We start from the raw sequence: 19936 nt of genomic DNA, 5'->3' as shown, positions 1-19936 counted from the left end.
TAGTCAGCCCGAGCGTCGATCGGGAGGAGCATCGTGCGCTACCCCCAGATCCTAGAGCGCCCCGCCGATCGGGCACGAGCCGCGCAGCCACCGGGCAACGGTCACGCCCGCGGTATCCGGGAGCGGAACCGCGCCCTCGTCCTCCGCACCCTCATGGAGCAGTCCGCCCTGAGTCGCGCCGATCTGTCCCGGCTCACCGGCCTCGCCCGCCCCACCGTCTCCGAGGTCGTGCGCGACCTGCTCGCCGACGGTGTGATCCGGGAGAGCGGACCCAGCCAGGAGTCCCGGCCAGGGAAGCCCGCCGTGATGCTCGAGTTCGACCAGCGTGCCGTCCAGGTCATCGCACTCGACCTCTCCGCACCCGACGACATCGTCGGCGCACTGGCCTCGCCGGACGGCCGCATCGCGCACCGCCTCCGCCGGCCGCGCACCCCGGACGCCGCCGCCGCCATCGCCGGTCTCGTCGCCGAGCTGCGGGCCCTCGCCGACGGTCCCGCGCTCGGCATCGGCATCGGCGTGCCCACCGGCTCCTCCGCGCTGCTCGGTCTCGGCCCTCGACTCGCGGACGTCCTCGACGCGCCCGTCCACCTGTTCGACGACGCCGATCTCGTGGCCGACGCCGCGCAGCGGTTCGGCTCCGTCGGCACCGACTTCCTGCTCGTCCGCATCGGCACCCGCATCGGCACCGCGATCCGCGTCGTCGGCGACGACGGCGCCCCGGTGGAACGCTCCATCGGCGCCCGCGAGCTCGCGCACGTCGGTGCGGGTGGCGACCCCGGTGAGCTGTGCCTGTGCGGCCGCGACGGCTGCGTCCACGCGTGGGCGGCGGCTCCCGCGATCGCCCGGCGCCTGGAGACCCCGGGCGCAGACCACGCGACGGTGCTCACCGCCGCCGGCGCCCGGCTCGGTACGTCGCTCTCGGTCATCGCCGCCGCCGTCGACCTGCCCACGATCGTCCTGAGCGGTCCGGACGGGATCGTCTCCCCGGAGTTCGTGGACGCGACGGCCGCCGCGGTTCGTGCCGCCTCGCACCCCTCCCTCGGACCGACCGTGGTGCCGAGCGCTCTCGACGACGCCGTCCTGCTGGGCGCGGCGACCCGCGTGGTGGCCGCCGAGTTCAGCCCGCGCTGACGGACGCGCCCGTCATCCGTCCCCTCCCGCCCGGAAGGGATGGGAGACTCGATCCCGCGAGGCGGCCGTCCGTCGTCTCGATCCGTCCTGGGAGGGAATCCGCATGAAGGTACTCGTGATCGGCGCGACCGGCAGCATCGGCGGGGTGGTCGCCGCCACCCTCGACGTGCGGGGACACGAGGTCGTGCGGGCGTCCCGCTCCGGCGAGCAGAACGTGGACGTGACCGACCCCGCCTCCATCCGCAGCCTCTTCGAGCGGGTCGGCCCGGTCGACGCCGTCGTGGTCGCCGTGGGCTCCGTGCCCTTCAAGCCGCTCACCGATCTCGACCGCGACGACTATCTCGCCGCCTTCACCGGGAAGACCCTCGCGCAGCTCGACGTCGTGCGGGTCGCCCTCGACCACGTGACCGACGGCGGCTCCATCACCCTCACCAGCGGCGTGCTCGCGCGGGAGCCGATCGCGACGGGAGCGGCGGCGGCGATGGCCAACGGCGCCCTGGAGTCGTTCGTGATCACGGCGGCGGCCGAGGCCCCGCGGGGGATCCGCATCAATGCGGTCTCCCCCGACGTGCTGGCGAACTCCCCCGGGTACTTCTCGACCTTCCCCGGCCACCGCCCTGTCACCGACGACGAGGTCGGCCAAGCGTACGTGCGCGCGGTCGAGGGCATCGTCTCGGGGCGGGTGCTCCCCGTCTGATGGCGCTCTCCCTCACTCCCGTCCCCACCCTGACCACCGAGCGGCTGGACCTCGTGCCGCTCGGACCGGAGCATCTCGACGGCACCTGGGCGGCCCTGCAGGAGCCCGAGGTGCTGCGGCTGACCGGCACCCACGCGCGCTTCACCCGCGAGGGCGTCGAGACCTGGCTCCGGTCGCTCGCCGACCGGGACGACCGGGCGGATTGGGCGATCCTCCGTCGCGACGACGGCGCGCACATCGGCGAGGTGGTCCTCAGCGACCTGGACGAGGACAACGGCTCGGCCGGTTTCCGCATCGCCCTCGCCGGCCCGCGGTGGTTCGGCGCCGGATACGGGACCGAGGCGACGCGCGCGGTCATCCGGCACGCCTTCGACACCGTGGGACTGCATCGCGTGGAGCTCGAGGTGTACGCGTTCAACCCGCGGGCGCAGCGCGCCTACGAGAAGGCCGGGTTCGTCGTCGAGGGCCGGCGTCGGGAGGCGCTGCGCTGGGACGGCGAGTGGGTCGACGCCATCGTCATGGGCGTCCTCGCGGACGGGTGACTGCACGCCGAGCGGTGGTGAGCGCAAGGGGGAGGCGGAGCACAGGTCCGTGTCGGAAGATGAGGGCATGACCGACGCGCCGCTGTCTTCCCGTCCCTGGCTCCGCTCCTATGCCGAGGGCGTGCCGGCCGACATCGACGAGCCGACGCAGACCCTGCCGCAGATGCTGGCCGCCAGCGTCCGGCGGTATGCGCGCCGCCCCGCCCTCGAGTTCTTCGGTGCCGTGACCACCTACCGGGAGCTCGGCGAGCAGATCGACCGCGCCGCGGAGGGACTCCGCCACCTCGGGGTCACGAAGGGCGACCGGGTGGCGCTGGTGCTGCCGAACTGCCCGCAGCACGTCGTCGCGTTCTACGCGGTCCTGCGCCTCGGCGCGATCGTCGTCGAGCACAACCCGCTCTACACCGCGCGGGAGCTGCGCCACCAGTTCGAGGACCACGGGGCCCGCGTCGCGATCGTGTGGGACAAGGTCGCCGACACCGTCGCGGGGTTCCCCGACGACCTCCGGGTCGGCCACATCGTGAGCGTCGACCTCACGGCGGCGATGCCCCTGACGAAGCGCCTCCTGCTGCGACTCCCGGTCCCGAAGGCCCGGGCATCGCGGGCGAAGCTGACCGGCACCCCACGCGCGCGGCACCTGACGCCGTGGAAGAAGCTCGTGTCGCACCGCCGGCTTCCCCGCCGCACGCCCGCGCCGGCGCTCGGCGACACCGCCGTCCTGCAGTACACGAGCGGGACGACCGGGGTCCCCAAGGGCGCCATCCTCACCCACGCGAATCTGCGGGCCAACGCGATGCAGGGGCGGGCCTGGGTGCCCGGACTCCGCGACGGCGAGGAGACCTTCTACGCCGTGCTGCCGCTCTTCCACGCCTACGGACTCACCCTGTGCCTCACGTTCGCGTTGAGCATCGGGGCGAAGGTGGTGCTGTTCCCGACGTTCGACCTCGGACTCGTGACGGATGCCGCCCGCACGAGCCCGCCGACCTTCCTCCCCGCCGTCCCGCCGATCTACGATCAGCTGTCCCGCGCGGCCGGACGCGGCACGGTGGACCTCTCCACGGTGCGGTTCGCGATCTCCGGAGCCATGAGCCTTCCCGTCGAGACGGTGCGGCGCTGGGAGGAGGCGACCGGGGGACTGCTCGTGGAGGGGTACGGGATGACCGAGGCCTCACCCGTCGCGCTCGGCAACCCGATGGGTCCCACGCGGCGCCCCGGTACGGTCGGCGTCCCGTTCCCGAGCACGGAGATCCGCGTCGTCGACCCCGACGACCCCGACGTCGATGTGCCCACGGGCGAGCCCGGCGAACTGCTGCTGCGCGGGCCGCAGGTGTTCCAGGGCTACTGGGGTCGTCCCGGAGATACAGCCGAGGCCCTGTTGCCGGACGGCTGGCTCCGCACCGGCGACATCGCCGAGGTCTCGCCCGACGGGTTCGTCACCATCGTCGACCGCCGCAAGGAGCTCATCATCACCGGCGGCTTCAACGTCTCACCCAGCGAAGTCGAGAACGCGCTGGAAGCGCACCCGGATGTCGTGGCGGCCGCCGTCGTCGGGCTGCCGCGGTCGAGCGGCGGCGAAGAGGTCGCGGCCGCCGTGGTCCTCCGAGAGGGTGCCGCCGACGACATGGAGGGCCTCCGCGACTTCTGCCGCACGCGGCTGACCGCCTACAAGGTGCCGCGCCGGATCACCGCCGTCGACGACCTCCCGCGGTCGCTCATCGGCAAGGTGCTGCGGCGCGAGGTGCGCGACCGGCTGCTCGCCGAGCGCGGAGCCTGACGCGCGGGCTCAGCGCCCCTCCGCGGCCTCGGTGTGGTGGCGGATGACCTCCGCCACGACGAAGTTGAACCACTTCTCCGCGAACTCCGGGTCGAGGTGGGCTTCCTCCGCGAGCGCGCGGAGCCGGGCGACCTGCTGCTCCTCGCGGTTCGGGTCGGACGCCGGCATCTCATGCTCGGCCTTGAGGTGGCCTACCTGCTGCGTGGCGCGGAACCGCTCCGCGAGCAGGAAGATCAGCGCCGCGTCGATGTTGTCGATGCTCGCACGCAGCCGGAGCAGTTCGGCCTTCGGGTCCTCAGCGGCAGTCATGCCCCTACTCTAGAGCCGCGGATCACCCGGCCTCCGACGAGGGGCACCGCTATCGTGTGCTCATGAGCAACGACCAGTCGCCGGCCTCCGCTCCGCACGACGGGCAGGGCGGTCCCGCCCCGGACTCCGTCCCCGCCCCCGTCGACGCCGCGCTGGTCGGAGCCGCGGTGGAGGCGCCGGACGCCGTCGCGAAGCCGTCCGTCCCCGTGGTGATCGAGCCGACCACGCCCAGTCGCTCATTCTGGACGCGGATCGATCGGCCGTTCGTCTTCGGGTTCCTCGTGACCCTCGGCGGCCTCGGGGCGATCGTGATCGGCAGCGCGCTCTACAACCTCTCCACCGTCCTCATCTACATCGCACTCGCCCTGTTCGCCGCGCTCGGCCTCGACCCGGCCGTCCGCTTCCTCGAACGCCGCGGAATCTCCCGCGCGCTCTCCGTCGTGGTGACGATCCTCGCTCTCATCGTCGTGGTCGCCCTCGTCCTGTGGATGATCGTGCCCATCGTCGTCGATCAGATCGCCGGGTTCGTGAAGTCGGTCCCCGGCATGATCCAGGACTTCACGAAGTCCGACCTCTACGCCACCCTCAATAACCAGTTCGGCGACCAGTTCCAGGACCTCGTGTCGGAGGTGCAGAAGTTCCTCTCCGACTTCGGAAACCTCGCGACGATCGGCGGCGGAGCGCTCCAGGTGGGCGCCTCCATCGCCAGCGGGATCTCGGGCGCGATCGTGGTGCTCGTGCTGACGCTGTACTTCCTCGCGACCCTGCCGGCCATGCGCCAGGGGCTGCTGCGCCTGGTCCCGGCCCGCGACCGCGACCGCGCCGGCGACATCTCCCAGCAGATCACCGACTCCGTGGGCGGCTATGTGATGGGGATGGTCGTCCTGGCCTTCTGCAACGCGACCCTCGCCCTCCTCCTCTACACCGTGCTGGGCCTGCCGTTCCCGCCGCTCATGGCCGCGATCGCCTTCTGCGTCACGCTCATCCCGCTCGTCGGCTCGGTGCTGTTCTGGATGATCGGCACCATCCTCGCGCTGTTCACGAACCCGATCGCCGCGCTGGTCTTCGCCGCGATCTACCTCGTCTACATGCAGATCGAGGCCTACGTGCTCACGCCGCGGGTGATGAACAAGGCGGTGGCCGTACCGGGCTCGCTCGTCGTCATCGGCGCCCTCGCCGGCGGCACGCTCCTCGGCCTGCTCGGCGCCCTCGTGGCCGTGCCCGTCACCGCCTCGATCCTCATCATCGTCAAGCAGGTGGTCGTGCCGAAGCAGGACTCCCGCACCTGACCCCAGGGCCTCACCCCCGGGCACAACTTCGGAGATCCGGGGCGACACGCCGTCAGCCGGGGGTCCTCCGCGGCGTGTCGGGCGAGATCTCCGAAGCTGTGCACACCGGCGGGTGACGACGACGAAGCGCCCGACCCCTGAGGGCCGGGCGCTTCGCGGGGAGACGACTCAGATGAGGTCGTTGTCCGTCAGCCACTGCTTCGCGATGTCCTCCGCCGACTTCTGGTCGACCGTGCTCTGCACGTTGAGGGCGACGAGCTCCTCGGCGGTCAGCTTGGCGCTGATGCCGTTGATCACGTCGGCGATCTCGTCGGCCACGTCGCTGGACGCGATGGGGACGACGTTCGAGGCCAGGATGATGTTCTCCGGGTCTTCCAGCGCCACGATGTCCTCGGTCTGGAATGCCGGGTCGGCCGAGTAGATGTCCGCCACCTGGATCTCGCCGGCGAGCAGCGACTCCAGCGTCGTGGGACCGGTGGCCGAGAACGCCAGGTCGACGCCGTAGACCTCCTTGGCGGCAGCCGGGCCGTACGGACGCTGCTCGAACTCGGGCGCCGCGCCGATCGTGACCGGGGTGGTGACGTCTGCGAGGTCGGCGATCGAGGTGAGGTCGTTCTCCTCGGCGAAGCTCTTGAGCACCGTGTAGGTGTCCTGGTCGGACGCCTCCGCGTAGTCGAGCGCGGTGAGGCCGTCCGGGAGCGCGTCCTTCAGGGCGGCGTAGACGTCGTCCGGGCTGGTGGCGGTCGCATCCTTGTCCAGGTACTCGAGCAGGTTGCCCGTGTACTCCGGGAACAGGTCGATCGCCCCGGACTCGACGTCCGGCATGTAGGCGTCGCGCTGGCCGATGCTGAACTGACGGTCCACGTCGAAGTCGGCGGCCTCGAGCGCCTGCGCGTAGATCTCGGCGATGATCTCGTTCGAGTAGTAGGCCTGCGAGCCGATGACGATGGTGTCGCTGCCCCCACCGTCGCCGGCGTCGTCGGTGGGGGCGTCCAGCGGGTTGCTGTTGGCGCAGCCGGAGAGGGCGAGGGCGGCGGCGAGGGCGACGCCGCCGGCAAGGGCGAGGCGGGACTTTCGTGCGGTGAACATGGACTTCCTCTTCTCTGGGGGACGATGCTGTGGGTCAGGCGGGTGCAGCCGCGGGGGCGGTCGCCCGCGCGCGGCGTCGTTGCGGACGCGTGCGCACACCGCGGGGCACCGCGGCGTGCTGGGCGAGCGCGAGCAGGAGATCGACGAGGAGCGCGAGCACGGCGACGAGGATCGCGCCGCCGAGGACCTGGTCGAAACGGCGGAGCGGGATGCCCTGGATGATCGGCCAGCCGAGGCCGCCGAGGTTCACGTAGGCCGCGATCGTCACCGTGGCGATGACCTGCAGCAGCGCCGAGCGGAGGCCGCCGACCAGCAGCGGCATGCCGAGCGGCACCTCGACCTTCCAGAACACCTGCCAGCCGGTCATCCCCATCGCCCTCGCCGCGTCGATGGTGCGGCGGTCGACCGCCTCCAGACCCGTGTAGGCGCCGGCGAGCAGGGACGGGATCGCCAGGATCACGAACGTGATGATCGCCGCCAGCGGCGTGCGCAGCACGCCCAGCAGAAGCACCAGGAGGACCATCAGTCCGAAGGACGGGATGGCGCGGGCCGCTCCGGAGACGGCGACCGCGATCTCCCGCCCCTTCCCGGTGTGCCCGATGAGCCAGCCCAGCGGCACGGCGATCACCGCGGCGATCAGGACCGAGACCACCGTGTAGAAGACGTGCTGGCCGAACAGGACGGGGAGGGAGTAGGTCCCCACCCAGCGGTCGGGCGAGAACAGCCAGGCGAAGGCCTCGGCGAACACGTTCATGCGGCCGTCCTCAACGTGATCGTCCGCCGCGCGGCGGCGGGGGTGGTCGCCGCCCGCGTCCACGGCATGAGGGCCCGCCCGAGGAGGACCAGCAGGAGGTCGATGACCAGGGCGATGACGACGACGGCGACGATGCCGGTGAAGACCTCGGCGAGGATGCGGCGCTGGAGGCCGTTCGTGAACAGGTAGCCGAGGTTCGTGACGCCGACGAGGATGCCGACCGTCGCGAGCGAGATGGTGCTCACCGCCGCCACTCGGAGACCCGCGAGGATGACCGGCCCGGCGAGCGGGAAGTCGACCGTCCAGAAGCGGCGGAACCCGCCGTAGCCCATCGCGACCGCGGACTGCCGGATCGCGGGGTCGACCGAGTCCAGGCCGTCGGACACCGCACGGACGAGGATCGCGACCGCGTAGATGGTCAGGCCGATGACGAGGTTGGCGGGGCTGCGTGCGGGGTACCCGGCCACTGAGGGCAGCAGGATGAGGAGGGCGAGGGACGGGATCGTGTAGAGCAGCCCGGTGAGGACGATGACCGGACCCTTCACGAGCTGATAGCGCCAGGCCACCCATCCCAGCGGCAGCGCGAGGACGAACCCGAGCACGATCGCGATCGCGCTCTGCTGCAGGTGCACCGCGGTGAGCTCGAGGATCAGCCCGAGGTTGTCGCCGACCCAGTTCACGGGGCCGCCTTCAGCACGTCGGCACCGTCGACCACGCCCTCCGGCACATCGACGATCGCTCCCTGCGTGCGGCCCTCGGAGTCGACGACCACGGTCCCCCGCGGGGTCTGCTTGAGATGCAGCGCACGGCGACCGCGGTCGGCTCCGATGAACGAGGAGACGAAGTCGTCGGCCGGGTTCTCGATGATCTCGCTCGGACGGCCGACCTGCACGATCCGGGCGCCCTTGTCGAGGATGACGACCTGGTCGCCGAGGAGGAAGGCCTCGTCGATGTCGTGCGTGACGAACACGACCGTCTTGTCGAGCTCGTGCTGCAGCCGCAGGGTCTCCTGCTGGAGGTCGGCGCGGACGATGGGGTCGACCGCACCGAACGGCTCGTCCATGAGGAGGATGTTCGGGTCGGCGGCGAGTCCGCGGGCCACCCCGACGCGCTGCTGCTGCCCGCCCGACAGCTGGCTCGGGTACCGCTCGGCGAGCCCCTGGTCGAGGCCGACCGTCGTCAGCAGCTCACGGGCCCGCTCATGCGCCTCCTTGCGCTTCACCCCGTTCAGCCGCAGCACGGTGGCCACGTTGTCGATGACAGTGAAGTGCGGCATGAGCCCGGAGTTCTGCATCACGTAGCCGATGCGTCGGCGCAGCGCGACCGGGTCGCCCGACAGCACGCTCTCCCCGTCGATCTCGACCTCTCCCGACGTCGGCTCCACCATGCGGTTGATCATCCGCAGCAGGGTGGTCTTGCCGCAGCCGGACGAGCCGACGAACACGGTGGTCTTGCGGGAGGGCAGCACGAGGCTGAAGTCGTCGACGGCGAGCGTCCCGTCGGGGAAGCGCTTCGTGACGTTGCGGAACTCGATCATGAGGGTGTCTCTCCGACGGTCGTGCGGACGTGCGTTCGTACGGGATTAGGCCGAGACCTCGACGCCCGGGGCGAAGGCGACGTAGCCGGAGAAGTCCTTGCCGACCCGGTCGAACGCCGACGGGTACGGGTGCGGGTACGACCACGCGAGATCCTTGTGCAGCTCTCCGTCGACCTGGACGGAGTAGTACTGGCACTCGCCCTTCCAGGGACAGGTGTACGGCGTGGGGCTCTCGACGAGCGCGTCCGGCGCGACGGCTGCCGGCGGGAAGTACCAGTTCCCCTCGATGCGGATGAGGTCGTCCTGGTCGGCCTCGGCGATGACGTTTCCTGCGAGTACAGCCTTCATGGTCCTGCCTCCTCGGATGTGGGTTCGAGCGTATAAGACGGGTGCGACATCCGGCACCGGGTTGCGCGCGGGGTCGTCAATCTGAGACACAATGCGCGTTCTGTTCGTCACGCGACCGGAATCGGATTGCCCGGATCAGGCCGAGTCGCGGCCGTAGCCCTCCAGGAGCCGGAGCCAGATCTCGCTGATCGTGGGGTACGAGGGCACGGCGTGCCAGAGTCGGGCGATCGGGACCTCGCCGACGATCGCGATGGTCGCGGCCTGCACGAGCTCAGCGACCTCGGGGCCGACGAACGTCGCACCGATCACGACGTCGCGGTCGGTGTCGACGACCAGGCGCGCCTGCCCGGCGAAGCCGTCCTCGTACAGGCTCGCGCCCGCCACCCACCCGAGGTCGTAGTCGACGACACGGACGGCGGTCCCGGCATCCTTCGCCGCCGCCGCGGTGAGTCCGACGGACCCGACCTCCGGGATCGAGAAGGTGACCTGCGGCACCGCGGCGTGGTCGGCCGTGGCGACGTGACGGCCCCAGGGCGCGTCGTCCACCGCGTCGCCCTTCGCGCGCGCGACGATGACGTCGCCCGCGGCGCGCGCCTGGTACTTGCCCTGGTGGGTCAGCAGCACGCGGCCGTTGACGTCGCCGACGGCGTACAGCCAGTCGTGCCCGGGGACGCGGAGGGTGTCGTCCGTCTCGATCCAGCGGCCCGGCTCGAGCCCGACCGCGTCGAGCCCGATGTCGGCGCTGCGGGGAGAGCGTCCGGTCGCGACGAGCACCTCCGCCGCGGTCACCGTCTCGCCGTTGTCGAGGGCGATGGTCACCCGGTCCCCGTCGCGGTGCACCGCCGTCGTGCCGGTGTCGGTGCGGACATCGACGCCGAGCTCACGCAGGCCATCGGCCACGCGCTCCCCGGCGAAGGGCTCCATCCCGCCCAGCAGCCCGCTGCGCGCCAGCAGCGTCACCGACGAGCCGAGCGCCGCGTACGCGGTGGCCATCTCGACCGCGACCACGCCGCCGCCGATGACCGCGAGACTGTCGGGCAGCTCCTCGGCGCTGGTCGCCTCGCGGCTCGTCCAGGGCGACGCCTCCCGCAGGCCCTCGATCGGCGGGATGACCGCATCCGAACCGGTGCTGATGGCGACCGCGTGACGCGCGCGCAGCACCCGGGTGCCGCCGTCCTGATCGGTCACCGTGACCTCGCGCTCCCCGGTCAGCCGGCCGTGCCCCCGGGCGAGGTCGATGTGGGCGGACTCCAGCCACTTCACCTGCCCGTCGTCGGACCAGTTGCTCGTGAAGGAGTCGCGACGCTCGAACACCGCGCGCACATCGAGCGACCCGGTCACGGCCTGCGCGGCGCCGGCGACGTGCTGCGCGGCGCGGAGCGCCTGGGCCGAGCGGAGCAGCGCCTTCGACGGCATGCACGCCCAGTACGAGCACTCCCCGCCGACGAGTTCGCTCTCCACGATGATCGCGGTGAGACCGCCCTGCACGGCACGATCCGCCACGTTCTCCCCGACCGGACCACCGCCCAGCACGATGAGGTCGTATTCGTCGGTCTTGTCGGCAGCAGTCATGCTCGCCCCTCTCGTGGCCGCGGCGGTCCGTGGCCCAGTCTCGCTCATGAGGAACGTCGAGTCACGGGCGAGTTGTTCCCGTCCGCCGATATGCCCGTCCTTCCCGACGTCGGGTTCCGGTTCCGGATCGGTCGTTCCGGATGCACGACCTGGATCCGGATCCGGATCCGTCGTTCCTCCCGCCGGCGTTCCGGGTGCACGATCGGAGTGCGGCTGCACGATCCGGAACGGACCATCCGCCGGCAGTCGTGTCCTGGTCGTGCATTCGAACCAGGATCCAGGGACCCGGTCCCGGCGTGCTACGGGACCGGGTCCGGGTCGGGACCGGGTCCGACGTTCCGGATGCACGACCTGGGGACGGCCGCACGATCCGGACGGGGCGATTCGCCGGCAGATGTGCCGCGGTCGTCATCTGGAACATGGACGACCGGAAGTATCCCGGCGGCTCGGGGAGTGAATCGGTCCCCGAGCGGGGCGTTCTTGGGGGTCCAGTCAGAGGTTGGGGCGGAGGGGTCAGGTCAGACGTTCCTGATGCACGACCTGGAGACGGATGCACGATCGGGACGGGGCGATCCGCCGGCAGTCGTGTCCTGGTCGTGCATCCGGACCAGGACCGACAAGACCGACAGAGTCGACGGGACCGACGGACTCGACGGGACCGACGGAGTCGACGGGACGGTCCGAGGGTCAGGCGGCGACGGAGGGGACGGGGCGGGGGTCGGCGAAGGCCCGGGGGTAGGCGCGACGGAGGGCCACGACGATGAGGGTGGCCGCGGTCACCTTGATGAGGTCGCCCGGGAGGAAGGCCAGGGTCGAGAGGGCTGTGAGGTCGAGGGGAACGCCGGTGACGAGAGCCTGGACGGGGATGCCGAAGGCGTAGACGACGAGCACACCGCCGACGAAGGCCGCGAGCGCGGTACGCCACCAGGTCGGGCGACCGGTGCGCATCAGGAGTCCGATGACGACGACGCCCACGATCCAGCCGAGCATGTACCCGGCCGTGGGCCCCACGAAGACCCCGAGACCTCCGCGCCCACCCGCGAGCACCGGGAGTCCGACCGCCGCGAGCACGAGGACGAGGGCGACCGACCACGGAGCGACCCGGGGGCCGAGGACGAGACCGGCCAGCATGACGGCGAGCGTCTGTCCGGTGATGGGCACCCCGCCGGGCAGCGGGACGACGACCGTGCCGAGCACGATGATGAGCGCGGCGAAGACGGCGACGCGGCCGAGGGTCGCGGAGGTGTCGCGGGGGGTGGATGCCATCGGGTGTTCCTTCCTGAACGGTGTTCACCTGAACACCGTTCACCAGGGTAGGGGCGCCCGTACATCCCGCGCAAATCACGCCGCAGCGGGCTGCACGCTCCTCGTGCGCGGTGCGAGGACGGCCGCCGCCGCACCGATCACCGCGGCGAGCGCGAAGACTCCCGCGAACGCATCCCCTCCGGCTACGGCCCCGAGCGCGACGAAGAGCGAACCCGTGACGGCGAGGGCCAGCGCGCTGCCGAAGGAGTCGGCCACGGTCATGGCCCCACTGTTGAAGCCCTGTTCCGCCGGGGAGGACATCGCGAGGACGAGCGCACTGGATCGCGGGCTCATCAACCCCATGCCCGCACCCGCGACGACCCAGGCGAGGGCGGCGAGCAGCGGGATGGCCCGCGTGACCGTGATCACCAGGATCAGGGCGATCCCGATGACCACGAGGGCCGTCCCCACCCGCACGGCCGTCACGCTCGACAGGCGCTCGCCCATCCGCCCTTGGACGGTCGCCGCCGCCGACCAGGCGAGCGCACCCCCGGTCAGCGCCAGCCCGGCGAGGGTCGGCGACAGCAGGTACCGATCGGTGAGCAGGTACGGCAGGTAGATCTGCGCCCCGAAGAACGCCGCGGCCCCCAGACCGCGCACCAGGATCACCGACGGCAGGCCCCGGCGGGCGACGAGCGCGCCCCGAGGAACGAGTGGGCGCACCGCCGCGATCGCGACCACCACCGCGGCCGCCGACAGAAACGGACCGGCGACCGGGACCTCTCCGACGAGGTCGAGGGCCAGCACCGCGGAGGCGGCGAGCACCGACCACCCCAGCCGCCCGAGAGCCCACGGCGTGGTGGCGTCTCCGCTGCGCGCGAGGCCGCGGAGGGCCGGGACGACCATCAGCAGCGCGAGCAGGACGAGCACCACGACCCCGAGGAACACCCAGTGCCAGCTCCACACCTCCGTGACCGCACCCGCGATCGTCGGACCGATCAGCGAGGGGATGACCCACGCGGCGGCGAACCCCGCGAAGATCGCCGGATGCAGGGACGTCGGGTACACCCGGGCGACCACGACGTAGAGAGCCACCATGAGTCCACCGTTGCCGAGCCCCTGCGCGAAGCGTCCCGCGACGAGGACCTCCATGGTCGGCGCGAGTCCCGCGACGAGCAGACCGACGGTGAACAGGGCGACGGAGGCGTACAGCGGCAGCACGGGACCCCGCCGATCGGACCAGTTGCCGGCGACCACCATACCGATCACGCTCGTCGCGAGCGGTCCGGCGAAGGCCAGCGCGTACAGCCGCTCGCCGTCGAGGTCGGCGCTGACCGCCGGCATCACCGTGGTGACCGCCAGCGATTCGAAGGCGCCGAGGAACACGAGGGCGCACGCGCCGATCGTGATCCAGACGTACTCGCCGCCGAGGATGCGGGGCGGGGCGGGCGTGGACGGCGCGGTGCGCCCGGTCTCGGTCGTCATGAGGACGACGCTAGAACCTCAAGAAAGGTTGAGGTCAAGTCCCGGAGGGGCGTACGCCCGGCCCGGCGTCAGCGGAGCGGGAGGATGCTCGTCGCTGCGGGGGCCTGCGCCTCGTGCCGAACTCCGAGCGGGGCTCCCGTGCGATCGTCGATGTCGAGCAGCGTCACGGTGTCGGAGCGCTGCCCGGCGACGAGGAGCTTGCCCTGGTAGACGAGGTGGTGTCGCGGCCAGTCGACTCCGGAGTCGGCGAGCGCGACCGGTTCCAGGGTCTCGCCGCTGCCGCGCACCCGCAGCGCCGCGATGGTGTTGCTGCCACGGAGGGCGGTGTAGAGGAACCGACCGTCCTTGGAGCGGGTGAGCTCGGCGGGGAAATCCACGCCGACCTGCGCGATGGGGCTGGCCGGAGCCGAGGAGACCACGCCCCAGGTGCCGTCGGCGGCGGCCGCGAGCGTGAAGACCTCGCAGGAGTACTCGGTCACGACATGCAGGTGACCACTCGGATGCACGACCATGTGGCGCGGACCGGTGCCGCGCGGAAGCACGACCTCCTGATCCAGGACGAGCCCGGGGCCCTGCAGGCGCCAGAATCGGACGAGATCGAAGCCGAGGTCGGTCGTCGCCACACGGCCGTCCGGCAGGAAGGCGGCGGCGTGCGCGTGAGATGCGCGGCCCGCGGCGCCGTACGGGTCGACCGCCGCGATGCCGTCCCCGGCGGGCGTGGCCGGGGCCGCATCCGGATCGCCGTCGCCGAAGAGGGCGGCACGCAGGGCTGCCGCCGCATCCTCCTTAGCCGGCACGAGACGACCATCCGCGGCGAGTCCGAAACGGACGACCCGCCCGTCGCCGTAGCAGCTGGCGACGAGCGTCTGGCCGTTCGGCGACACCGCGAGATGACAGACGCCGTCCCCCGTCGCCACCGGATCGCCGAGCGGCGTCAGCGCCAGCTCCCCCGTGCGCGCGAACGCCTGCACGGCGGCGTCGCCCTCCAACGCCGCGTACACGACGTCGAGGGACGGATGCGTCGCGAGCCACGACGGCGACGGCGTCTGCGTCACGGGTCCGCGGTAGGCGAGCGTCGTGGCCTCACGGCCCTCGTCGCCCGCCAGCACGCCGATCCCCTCGGCGGAGCCCTCCATCGCCGGGCCGTAGCCCCCGAGCCAGAACCGCGTCATGCCGGTCAGTCGAGCAGGTCGTGACGCACGATCACCTGATCGCGCTCCGGACCGACGCCGATCACCGAGATGCGCGTGTTGCTCATCTCCTCCAGCGCGAGCACGTAGTCCTGCGCCGTCTGCGGAAGGTCCTCGAAGGTGCGCGCGGTCGAGATGTCCTCGCTCCACCCGGGGAAGTACTCCAGGATCGGCTTCGCGTGGTGGAAGTCGGTCTGGTTCACCGGCACCTCGTCGAACCGCTCCCCGTCCACGTCGTAGGCCACGCACACCGGGATCTTCTCGAGCCCGGTGAGGATGTCGAGCTTCGTGAGCACGAGGTCGGTGATGCCGTTGATGCGCGTGGCGTACCGCGTGATGGGGGCGTCGTACCAGCCCACGCGGCGCGGACGCCCGGTCGTGGTGCCGAACTCGAAGCCCTGCTTGCGCAGCCACTCGCCCTGCTCGTCGAACAGCTCGGTCGGGAACGGACCGGAGCCGACGCGGGTCGTGTAGGCCTTGACGATGCCCACGATGCGGTCGAGGGCGCCGGGGCCGACCCCGGAGCCGGTCGAGGCGCCGCCGGCCGTAGCCGAGGACGAGGTGACGAACGGGTAGGTGCCGTGGTCGATGTCGAGCATCGTGGCCTGGCCGCCCTCGAACACGACGACCTCGCCGCGGTTCAGGGCCTGGTCGATGAGGTAGCCCGTGTCGGCGACCATCGGGCGCAGACGCTCGGCGTAGGAGAGCAGGTCGTCGACGATCTCGTCGCAGGTGACGGCGCGGCGGTTGAAGACCTTCACCAGGAGGTGGTTCTTCTGATCGAGGGCGCCCTCGACCTTCTGGCGCAGGATGTTCTCGTCGAAGAGGTCCTGCACGCGGATGCCCACGCGGTTGATCTTGTCGGCGTAGGCCGGACCGATGCCGCGGCCGGTGGTGCCGATGTTGCGCTTGCCGAGGAAGCGCTCGGTGACCTTGTCGAGTGTGCGGTGGTACTGGGTGATGATGTGCGCGTTGGCGCTGACCTTGAGCCGCGAGACGTCGATACCGCGGGCGGACAGGGCCTCCAGCTCGGAGAAGAGCACCTCGAGGTCGATGACCACGCCGTTGCCGATGACCGGGTTCACGCCGGGCGACAGGATGCCGGAGGGCAGCAGGTGCAGGGCGTACTTCTCATCGCCCACGACGACGGTGTGCCCGGCGTTGTTGCCGCCGTTGAACTTCACCACCCAGTCGGTGCGCTCACCGAGCAGATCGGTGGCCTTGCCCTTTCCTTCGTCGCCCCACTGCACGCCGACGATAACGATTCCTGGCATGGGTAACCCCTTGGCTTTCGCCGGGTTTGCACCGGCCGATGAGCTGGCCCTCTTCGGGCGCTCCCATCCTATCGGCAGGCCTCGGACAGCCCCCGGGAAGGCCGATACGGGACGGAATACGCACCTTCCCGGGGCCGCGGAGGCACCTTTTCGGCCCCGCCTCGCGCCGGGAGGGGCGCGGGGTCGAGCGCGTAACGGGGACGGCGCGGGGGGGGCGCTACAGTGGCGACGGAGGTGGCGATGACGCGGTGGTGGCCCTACATCCGACTCTCGGCGGCGGCGCTCGCGGTGGCGGCGATCGTCGCGCAGCTCGTGCGCACACTGGAGATCGCCCTCGCCGCGGACACCGCGTGGGGCGCGCACCTGCCCACCGTCTTCGCGAACTTCTTCAGCTTCTTCACGATCCTCTCCAACGTGCTGGCCGCGGTGGTGCTGGCCGTCGGGGGGATCTGGGGGCTGACGCACCGCGACGCCAGAGTCGAGCCGACGTGGCTGGCAACGCTGCTCGTGTGCGCGAGCACCTACATGATCGTCACGGGCGTCGTCTACAACACGCTGCTCCGGGGGATCGCGCTGCCGCAGGGGGCCACGGTCGCCTGGTCGAACGAGGTGCTGCACGTCGTCATCCCGCTCGTCCTGCTCGCCGACGTGCTGTTCGCGCCGCGTCGTCGGGCGCTCGGCTGGGGCACTGTGGGGATCGCCGCGATCTTCCCGATCGTGTGGGTCGTCTACACCCTGCTCCGCGCGAACCTCGTGACCGCACCCGCGACCGGGAACCCGTGGTGGTACCCGTACCCCTTCCTCGATCCCGCGCTGAACGGCGGCTACGGCGGCGTCGCCCTCTGGGTGCTCCTCATCGCCGCGATCATCCTCGCCACGGCCGCGCTCGTCGTGGGGATCGGGCGGCGTCGGGCCAGGCCGTGACCCACCCCTTCCCGTGCGCCCCACCCCCTTGCGAACGTTCGTAAAGGGGTGGGACGGCCGGAAGGGGGTGGGTCGGCGATCAGACGAGGAGCGCGTCGGCCTCGAGATAGCGCTCGAGGGAGTCGTCGAGCTCATCCAGCCACGAGGTGTGGTGTGCGGCGGCGAGCGTCCCGGTCATGACCGAGGGGTACACGCGGTCGCGGTAGCCCATGATGTCGGCCTTCTTGTCGTGCTTCCAGGCGAGGAAGATCTCCACGACGCGATCGAGGTCGAACGCCGGATAGTCGGTGCACTCCAGCAGGTCCCGGATGTAGTCGGCCTGGAAGCGGATCTCCGTCGCCGCCGAGTCGATCTCCGCGAACCGCTTCCGCCACGCGGCGATGGACGCGGCACGCTCGCCCTCGTCGGGCAGGGCGATCCGGCCGAGGATGACGTCGCGCACGAACCAGGCCTGCGCGTCGAACATGTTGAACGTGAACCACTGGTCCTGCGCGCCGAGGTAGGCCAGGCGTGGATTGCCCTGCCAGAGCACGCCCCGGTACAGCCCGTCGGGGTAGACGTTGTTCGGCGAGGACAGGGCGAGCTCCGCGGGCAGGAACGGGTACTTGTGCAGGTAGCCGGTGCAGAGGATGACCGCGTCGACCTCCTTCGAGGTGCCGTCGGCGAAGTGCACGGTGCGGCCCTCGAAGCGCTCGACGCACGGACGCTCCTCGAAGCCCTCCGGCCAGTCGTAGCCCATCGGCGCGGTCCGGTAGCTCGCGGTGACCGAGCGGGCGCCCATCTTGAAGGCCTGGCTGCCGATGTCCTCCGCCGAGTAGCTCGACCCGATCACGAGCACGTCCCGTCCGGCGAGGGCCTCCGCGCCCCGGAAGTCGTGCGCGTGGGCGACGGATCCGGGGAAGGTCTCGATGCCGTCGAAGTGCGGCACGTTCGGGAAGGAGAAGTGCCCGCTGGCCACGACGACCCGGTCGAACTCCTCCGTGGTCGTGCGCCCGGTCGGCAGGTGCTCGCTGGTGAGACGGAACACCTCACGGTCCTCGTCGAACTCCACCCAGCGCACCACGGTCTCGAAGCGGATGAGGTCGCGCACCTGCGTCTTCGCGAGGCGCCCGGCGATGTAGTCCCACAGCACCGGACGCGGCGGGTACGACGAGATCGGCCGTCCGAAGTGCTCGTCGAAGGTGTAGTCGGCGAACTCCAGGGCCTCCTTCGGGCCGTTCGACCACAGGTTGCGGTACATGCTGGAGTGCACGGGCTCGCCGTACTCGTCCAGCCCGGTGCGCCAGGTGTAGTTCCACTGACCGCCCCAGTCGGCCTGCTTCTCGAAGCAGACCAGTTCGGGGATCTCCGCCCCCGCACGGGCTGCGGATTCGAAGGCCCGCAGCTGCGCCATCCCCGAGGGGCCGGCGCCGATGATCGCTACTCGTTCACTGTTCGTCACGTATCGTCCTCAAACTCTTCCGTCATGTATCGGGCGCAGCCGTATCCGGGAGAGGAGGACAGTTCTTCCCCGGTGGGAGCGGAACGCTCGACCTGCCCGGACAGTGGCTGCTCTTCGACGTTAGCAGTGCCCCGCGGCGACGCTGGCGGGAATGCGACGACGGCTGTCGCTTCCGCGCATCGCCGATGTCGGCGGCCGGTGCCAGGATCGGACGGTGCGACAGGACATCAGGGCATCGGAGCGGCTCGACCCGCAGGGCTCGCCGGCGCGATCGCGCGGCGTCCTGGTCCTGCTCGCGGCAGCGGTGACGGTGGTGCTCTGGGCCTCGGCCTTCATCGGGATCCGTGGCGCGGGGCCGCACTACGACCCCGGGGCCTTGGCGCTGCTGCGCATGGCCGTGGGCACCCTCGTGCTGACGATCATCGCGCTGCGGCACGGCATCCGGCTCCCGGAGCGCCGCCACTGGCTGCTGATCGCCGTGTGGGGAGTCGGATGGTTCTGCATCTACAACCTGGCCCTCAACAGTGCCGAACGGACCCTCGACGCCGGGACCGCCGCGATGGTCGTGAACCTGGCGCCGCTCATGGTCGTCGTCTTCAGCGGTCTCTTCCTCCGGGAGGGATTCCCCCGCCCCCTGGTGATCGGCGCCCCCATCGCCTTCCTCGGGGTGGTCCTCATCGGCATGAACTCCACCAGCAGCACCGGCCCCGACCTCACGGGGCTCCTGCTGGCCCTTCTCGCCGCGGTCATGTACGCGGGGTGCACCCTGCTGCAGAAACACCTGCTCACCTCGGGGGTCGACGCCACCACGCTGACCTGGCTCGGGGCGGCCGCCGGCACGATCGCCCTGCTTCCCTGGCTCGGCGCGTTGATCGCCGACGTGCAGACGGCGCCCCTCGACGCGACGCTGTGGGTGGTCTACCTCGGCATCTTCCCCACCGCCATCGCCTTCACCACCTGGGCGTACGTGCTGCAGCGCAGCACCGCGGGGAAGACCTCAGCGACGACCTACGTGGTCCCGGCCCTCGCCATCCTCCTGTCGTGGCTGATCCTCGGGGAGGTGCCCACCCCGCTCATGTTCGTGGGCGGCGCGCTGTGCCTGCTCGGCGTGCTCATCACGCGCATGCGCGGGCGGCGCTCGCGCTGAGCGCGCCGCCCGCGCGGGTCCAGGTCGGTCCGCGCGGATGCGATTACGCTGGTCGGCGGAGGGGCGCGCCGTGCGGGCCCGCGTGTGACCGAGGGAGACGAAGACCGATGACCGACGCCGACGCGCAGACCCCGCCGACGATCTCCGCACCCCCGCCGCCGCCCGCGTCCGCCGCGCCGATCGCCGCC

Annotated in this window: 19 protein-coding genes; 7 read left to right on the top strand and 12 right to left on the bottom strand. The window is 71.2% G+C overall.

Translation table 11 applies throughout. The features are described from left to right. Positions 1–33: 33 nt before the first annotated feature. From DW296_RS05755 to DW296_RS05740, 4 genes are all read left to right on the top strand, one after another. The gene (locus DW296_RS05755) at positions 34–1131 is read left to right on the top strand and encodes an ROK family transcriptional regulator (RefSeq protein WP_062766072.1); all 1098 of its coding nucleotides are present in this window, start codon (positions 34–36) and stop codon (positions 1129–1131) included. 103 nt (positions 1132–1234) lie between these two features. Further along, positions 1235–1828, top strand: coding sequence for a short chain dehydrogenase (locus DW296_RS05750; protein WP_025104203.1), 594 nt, complete (start codon positions 1235–1237; stop codon positions 1826–1828). Continuing rightward, positions 1828–2370 carry a GNAT family N-acetyltransferase gene (locus DW296_RS05745; protein ID WP_136051461.1) on the top strand — a complete coding sequence of 181 codons (543 nt, stop codon included), beginning with the start codon at positions 1828–1830 and terminating at the stop codon, positions 2368–2370. The genes DW296_RS05750 and DW296_RS05745 overlap by 1 nt, the downstream gene beginning before the upstream one ends. 67 nt (positions 2371–2437) lie before the next feature. Then, positions 2438–4144: a long-chain-fatty-acid--CoA ligase gene (locus DW296_RS05740; protein ID WP_136051460.1), complete on the top strand. Its 1707-nt coding sequence runs from the start codon at positions 2438–2440 to the stop codon at positions 4142–4144. A gap of 9 nt (positions 4145–4153) precedes the next feature. Here DW296_RS05740 and DW296_RS05735 read toward each other — a convergent pair whose 3' ends face one another. Next, positions 4154–4453 carry a chorismate mutase gene (locus DW296_RS05735; protein ID WP_136051459.1) on the bottom strand — a complete coding sequence of 100 codons (300 nt, stop codon included), beginning with the start codon at positions 4451–4453 and terminating at the stop codon, positions 4154–4156. A 62-nt stretch (positions 4454–4515) separates the two neighbouring features. On the opposite strand from DW296_RS05735, the gene DW296_RS05730 reads away from it, so the two are divergent. Then, complete coding sequence (locus DW296_RS05730; protein WP_136051458.1) at positions 4516–5742, top strand: AI-2E family transporter; 1227 nt, start codon at positions 4516–4518, stop codon at positions 5740–5742. A 168-nt stretch (positions 5743–5910) separates the two neighbouring features. Here DW296_RS05730 and DW296_RS05725 read toward each other — a convergent pair whose 3' ends face one another. The 10 genes from DW296_RS05725 to DW296_RS05680 form a co-directional block, all read right to left on the bottom strand. After that, positions 5911–6831: an ABC transporter substrate-binding protein gene (locus DW296_RS05725; protein ID WP_025104208.1), complete on the bottom strand. Its 921-nt coding sequence runs from the start codon at positions 6829–6831 to the stop codon at positions 5911–5913. A 34-nt stretch (positions 6832–6865) separates the two neighbouring features. Continuing rightward, positions 6866–7585 (bottom strand): ABC transporter permease, encoded by a 720-nt coding sequence (locus DW296_RS05720; RefSeq protein ID WP_136051457.1) that lies wholly within the window; start codon positions 7583–7585, stop codon positions 6866–6868. Then, complete coding sequence (locus DW296_RS05715) at positions 7582–8265, bottom strand: ABC transporter permease (RefSeq protein WP_136051456.1); 684 nt, start codon at positions 8263–8265, stop codon at positions 7582–7584. Before DW296_RS05715 ends, DW296_RS05720 begins: the two co-directional genes overlap by 4 nt. Further along, complete coding sequence (locus tag DW296_RS05710; protein ID WP_136051455.1) at positions 8262–9122, bottom strand: ABC transporter ATP-binding protein; 861 nt, start codon at positions 9120–9122, stop codon at positions 8262–8264. Before DW296_RS05710 ends, DW296_RS05715 begins: the two co-directional genes overlap by 4 nt. A gap of 45 nt (positions 9123–9167) precedes the next feature. Further along, complete coding sequence (locus tag DW296_RS05705; protein WP_136051454.1) at positions 9168–9470, bottom strand: DUF427 domain-containing protein; 303 nt, start codon at positions 9468–9470, stop codon at positions 9168–9170. Positions 9471–9605: 135 nt separating this feature from the next. After that, positions 9606–11042, bottom strand: coding sequence for a dihydrolipoyl dehydrogenase family protein (locus tag DW296_RS05700; protein WP_136051453.1), 1437 nt, complete (start codon positions 11040–11042; stop codon positions 9606–9608). Between the two features lie 687 nt (positions 11043–11729). After that, positions 11730–12308, bottom strand: coding sequence for a biotin transporter BioY (locus DW296_RS05695; RefSeq protein ID WP_136051452.1), 579 nt, complete (start codon positions 12306–12308; stop codon positions 11730–11732). A 75-nt stretch (positions 12309–12383) separates the two neighbouring features. Next, on the bottom strand, positions 12384–13772 hold the full coding sequence (locus tag DW296_RS05690) for an MFS transporter (RefSeq protein ID WP_136051451.1): 1389 nt from the start codon (positions 13770–13772) through the stop codon (positions 12384–12386). A 68-nt stretch (positions 13773–13840) separates the two neighbouring features. Beyond that, positions 13841–14944, bottom strand: coding sequence for a lactonase family protein (locus DW296_RS05685; protein ID WP_136051450.1), 1104 nt, complete (start codon positions 14942–14944; stop codon positions 13841–13843). Positions 14945–14949: 5 nt separating this feature from the next. Further along, positions 14950–16236, bottom strand: a complete 1287-nt coding sequence (locus tag DW296_RS05680) for an adenylosuccinate synthase (RefSeq protein WP_025104217.1) — start codon at positions 16234–16236, stop codon at positions 14950–14952. A gap of 240 nt (positions 16237–16476) precedes the next feature. Between DW296_RS05680 and DW296_RS05675 the strand changes: the two genes are divergently transcribed. Further along, positions 16477–17160 carry a Pr6Pr family membrane protein gene (locus tag DW296_RS05675; protein ID WP_085604286.1) on the top strand — a complete coding sequence of 228 codons (684 nt, stop codon included), beginning with the start codon at positions 16477–16479 and terminating at the stop codon, positions 17158–17160. A 79-nt stretch (positions 17161–17239) separates the two neighbouring features. Here the strand turns inward: DW296_RS05675 and DW296_RS05670 are convergent, their stop codons facing one another. Continuing rightward, positions 17240–18601: an NAD(P)-binding domain-containing protein gene (locus tag DW296_RS05670; protein WP_136051449.1), complete on the bottom strand. Its 1362-nt coding sequence runs from the start codon at positions 18599–18601 to the stop codon at positions 17240–17242. Positions 18602–18815: 214 nt separating this feature from the next. Between DW296_RS05670 and DW296_RS05665 the strand changes: the two genes are divergently transcribed. Further along, positions 18816–19748, top strand: a complete 933-nt coding sequence (locus tag DW296_RS05665) for a DMT family transporter (RefSeq protein WP_240743001.1) — start codon at positions 18816–18818, stop codon at positions 19746–19748. The last annotated feature ends 188 nt before the right edge of the window (positions 19749–19936 follow it).

The sequence above is a fragment of the Microbacterium sp. K36 genome, from assembly GCF_004794355.1.
Classification (GTDB): Bacteria; Actinomycetota; Actinomycetes; order Actinomycetales; family Microbacteriaceae; genus Microbacterium; species Microbacterium paraoxydans_D.
The sequence above is the reverse complement of the archived record's forward strand: the minus strand, read 5'-3'. Positions and strand labels throughout refer to the sequence as shown.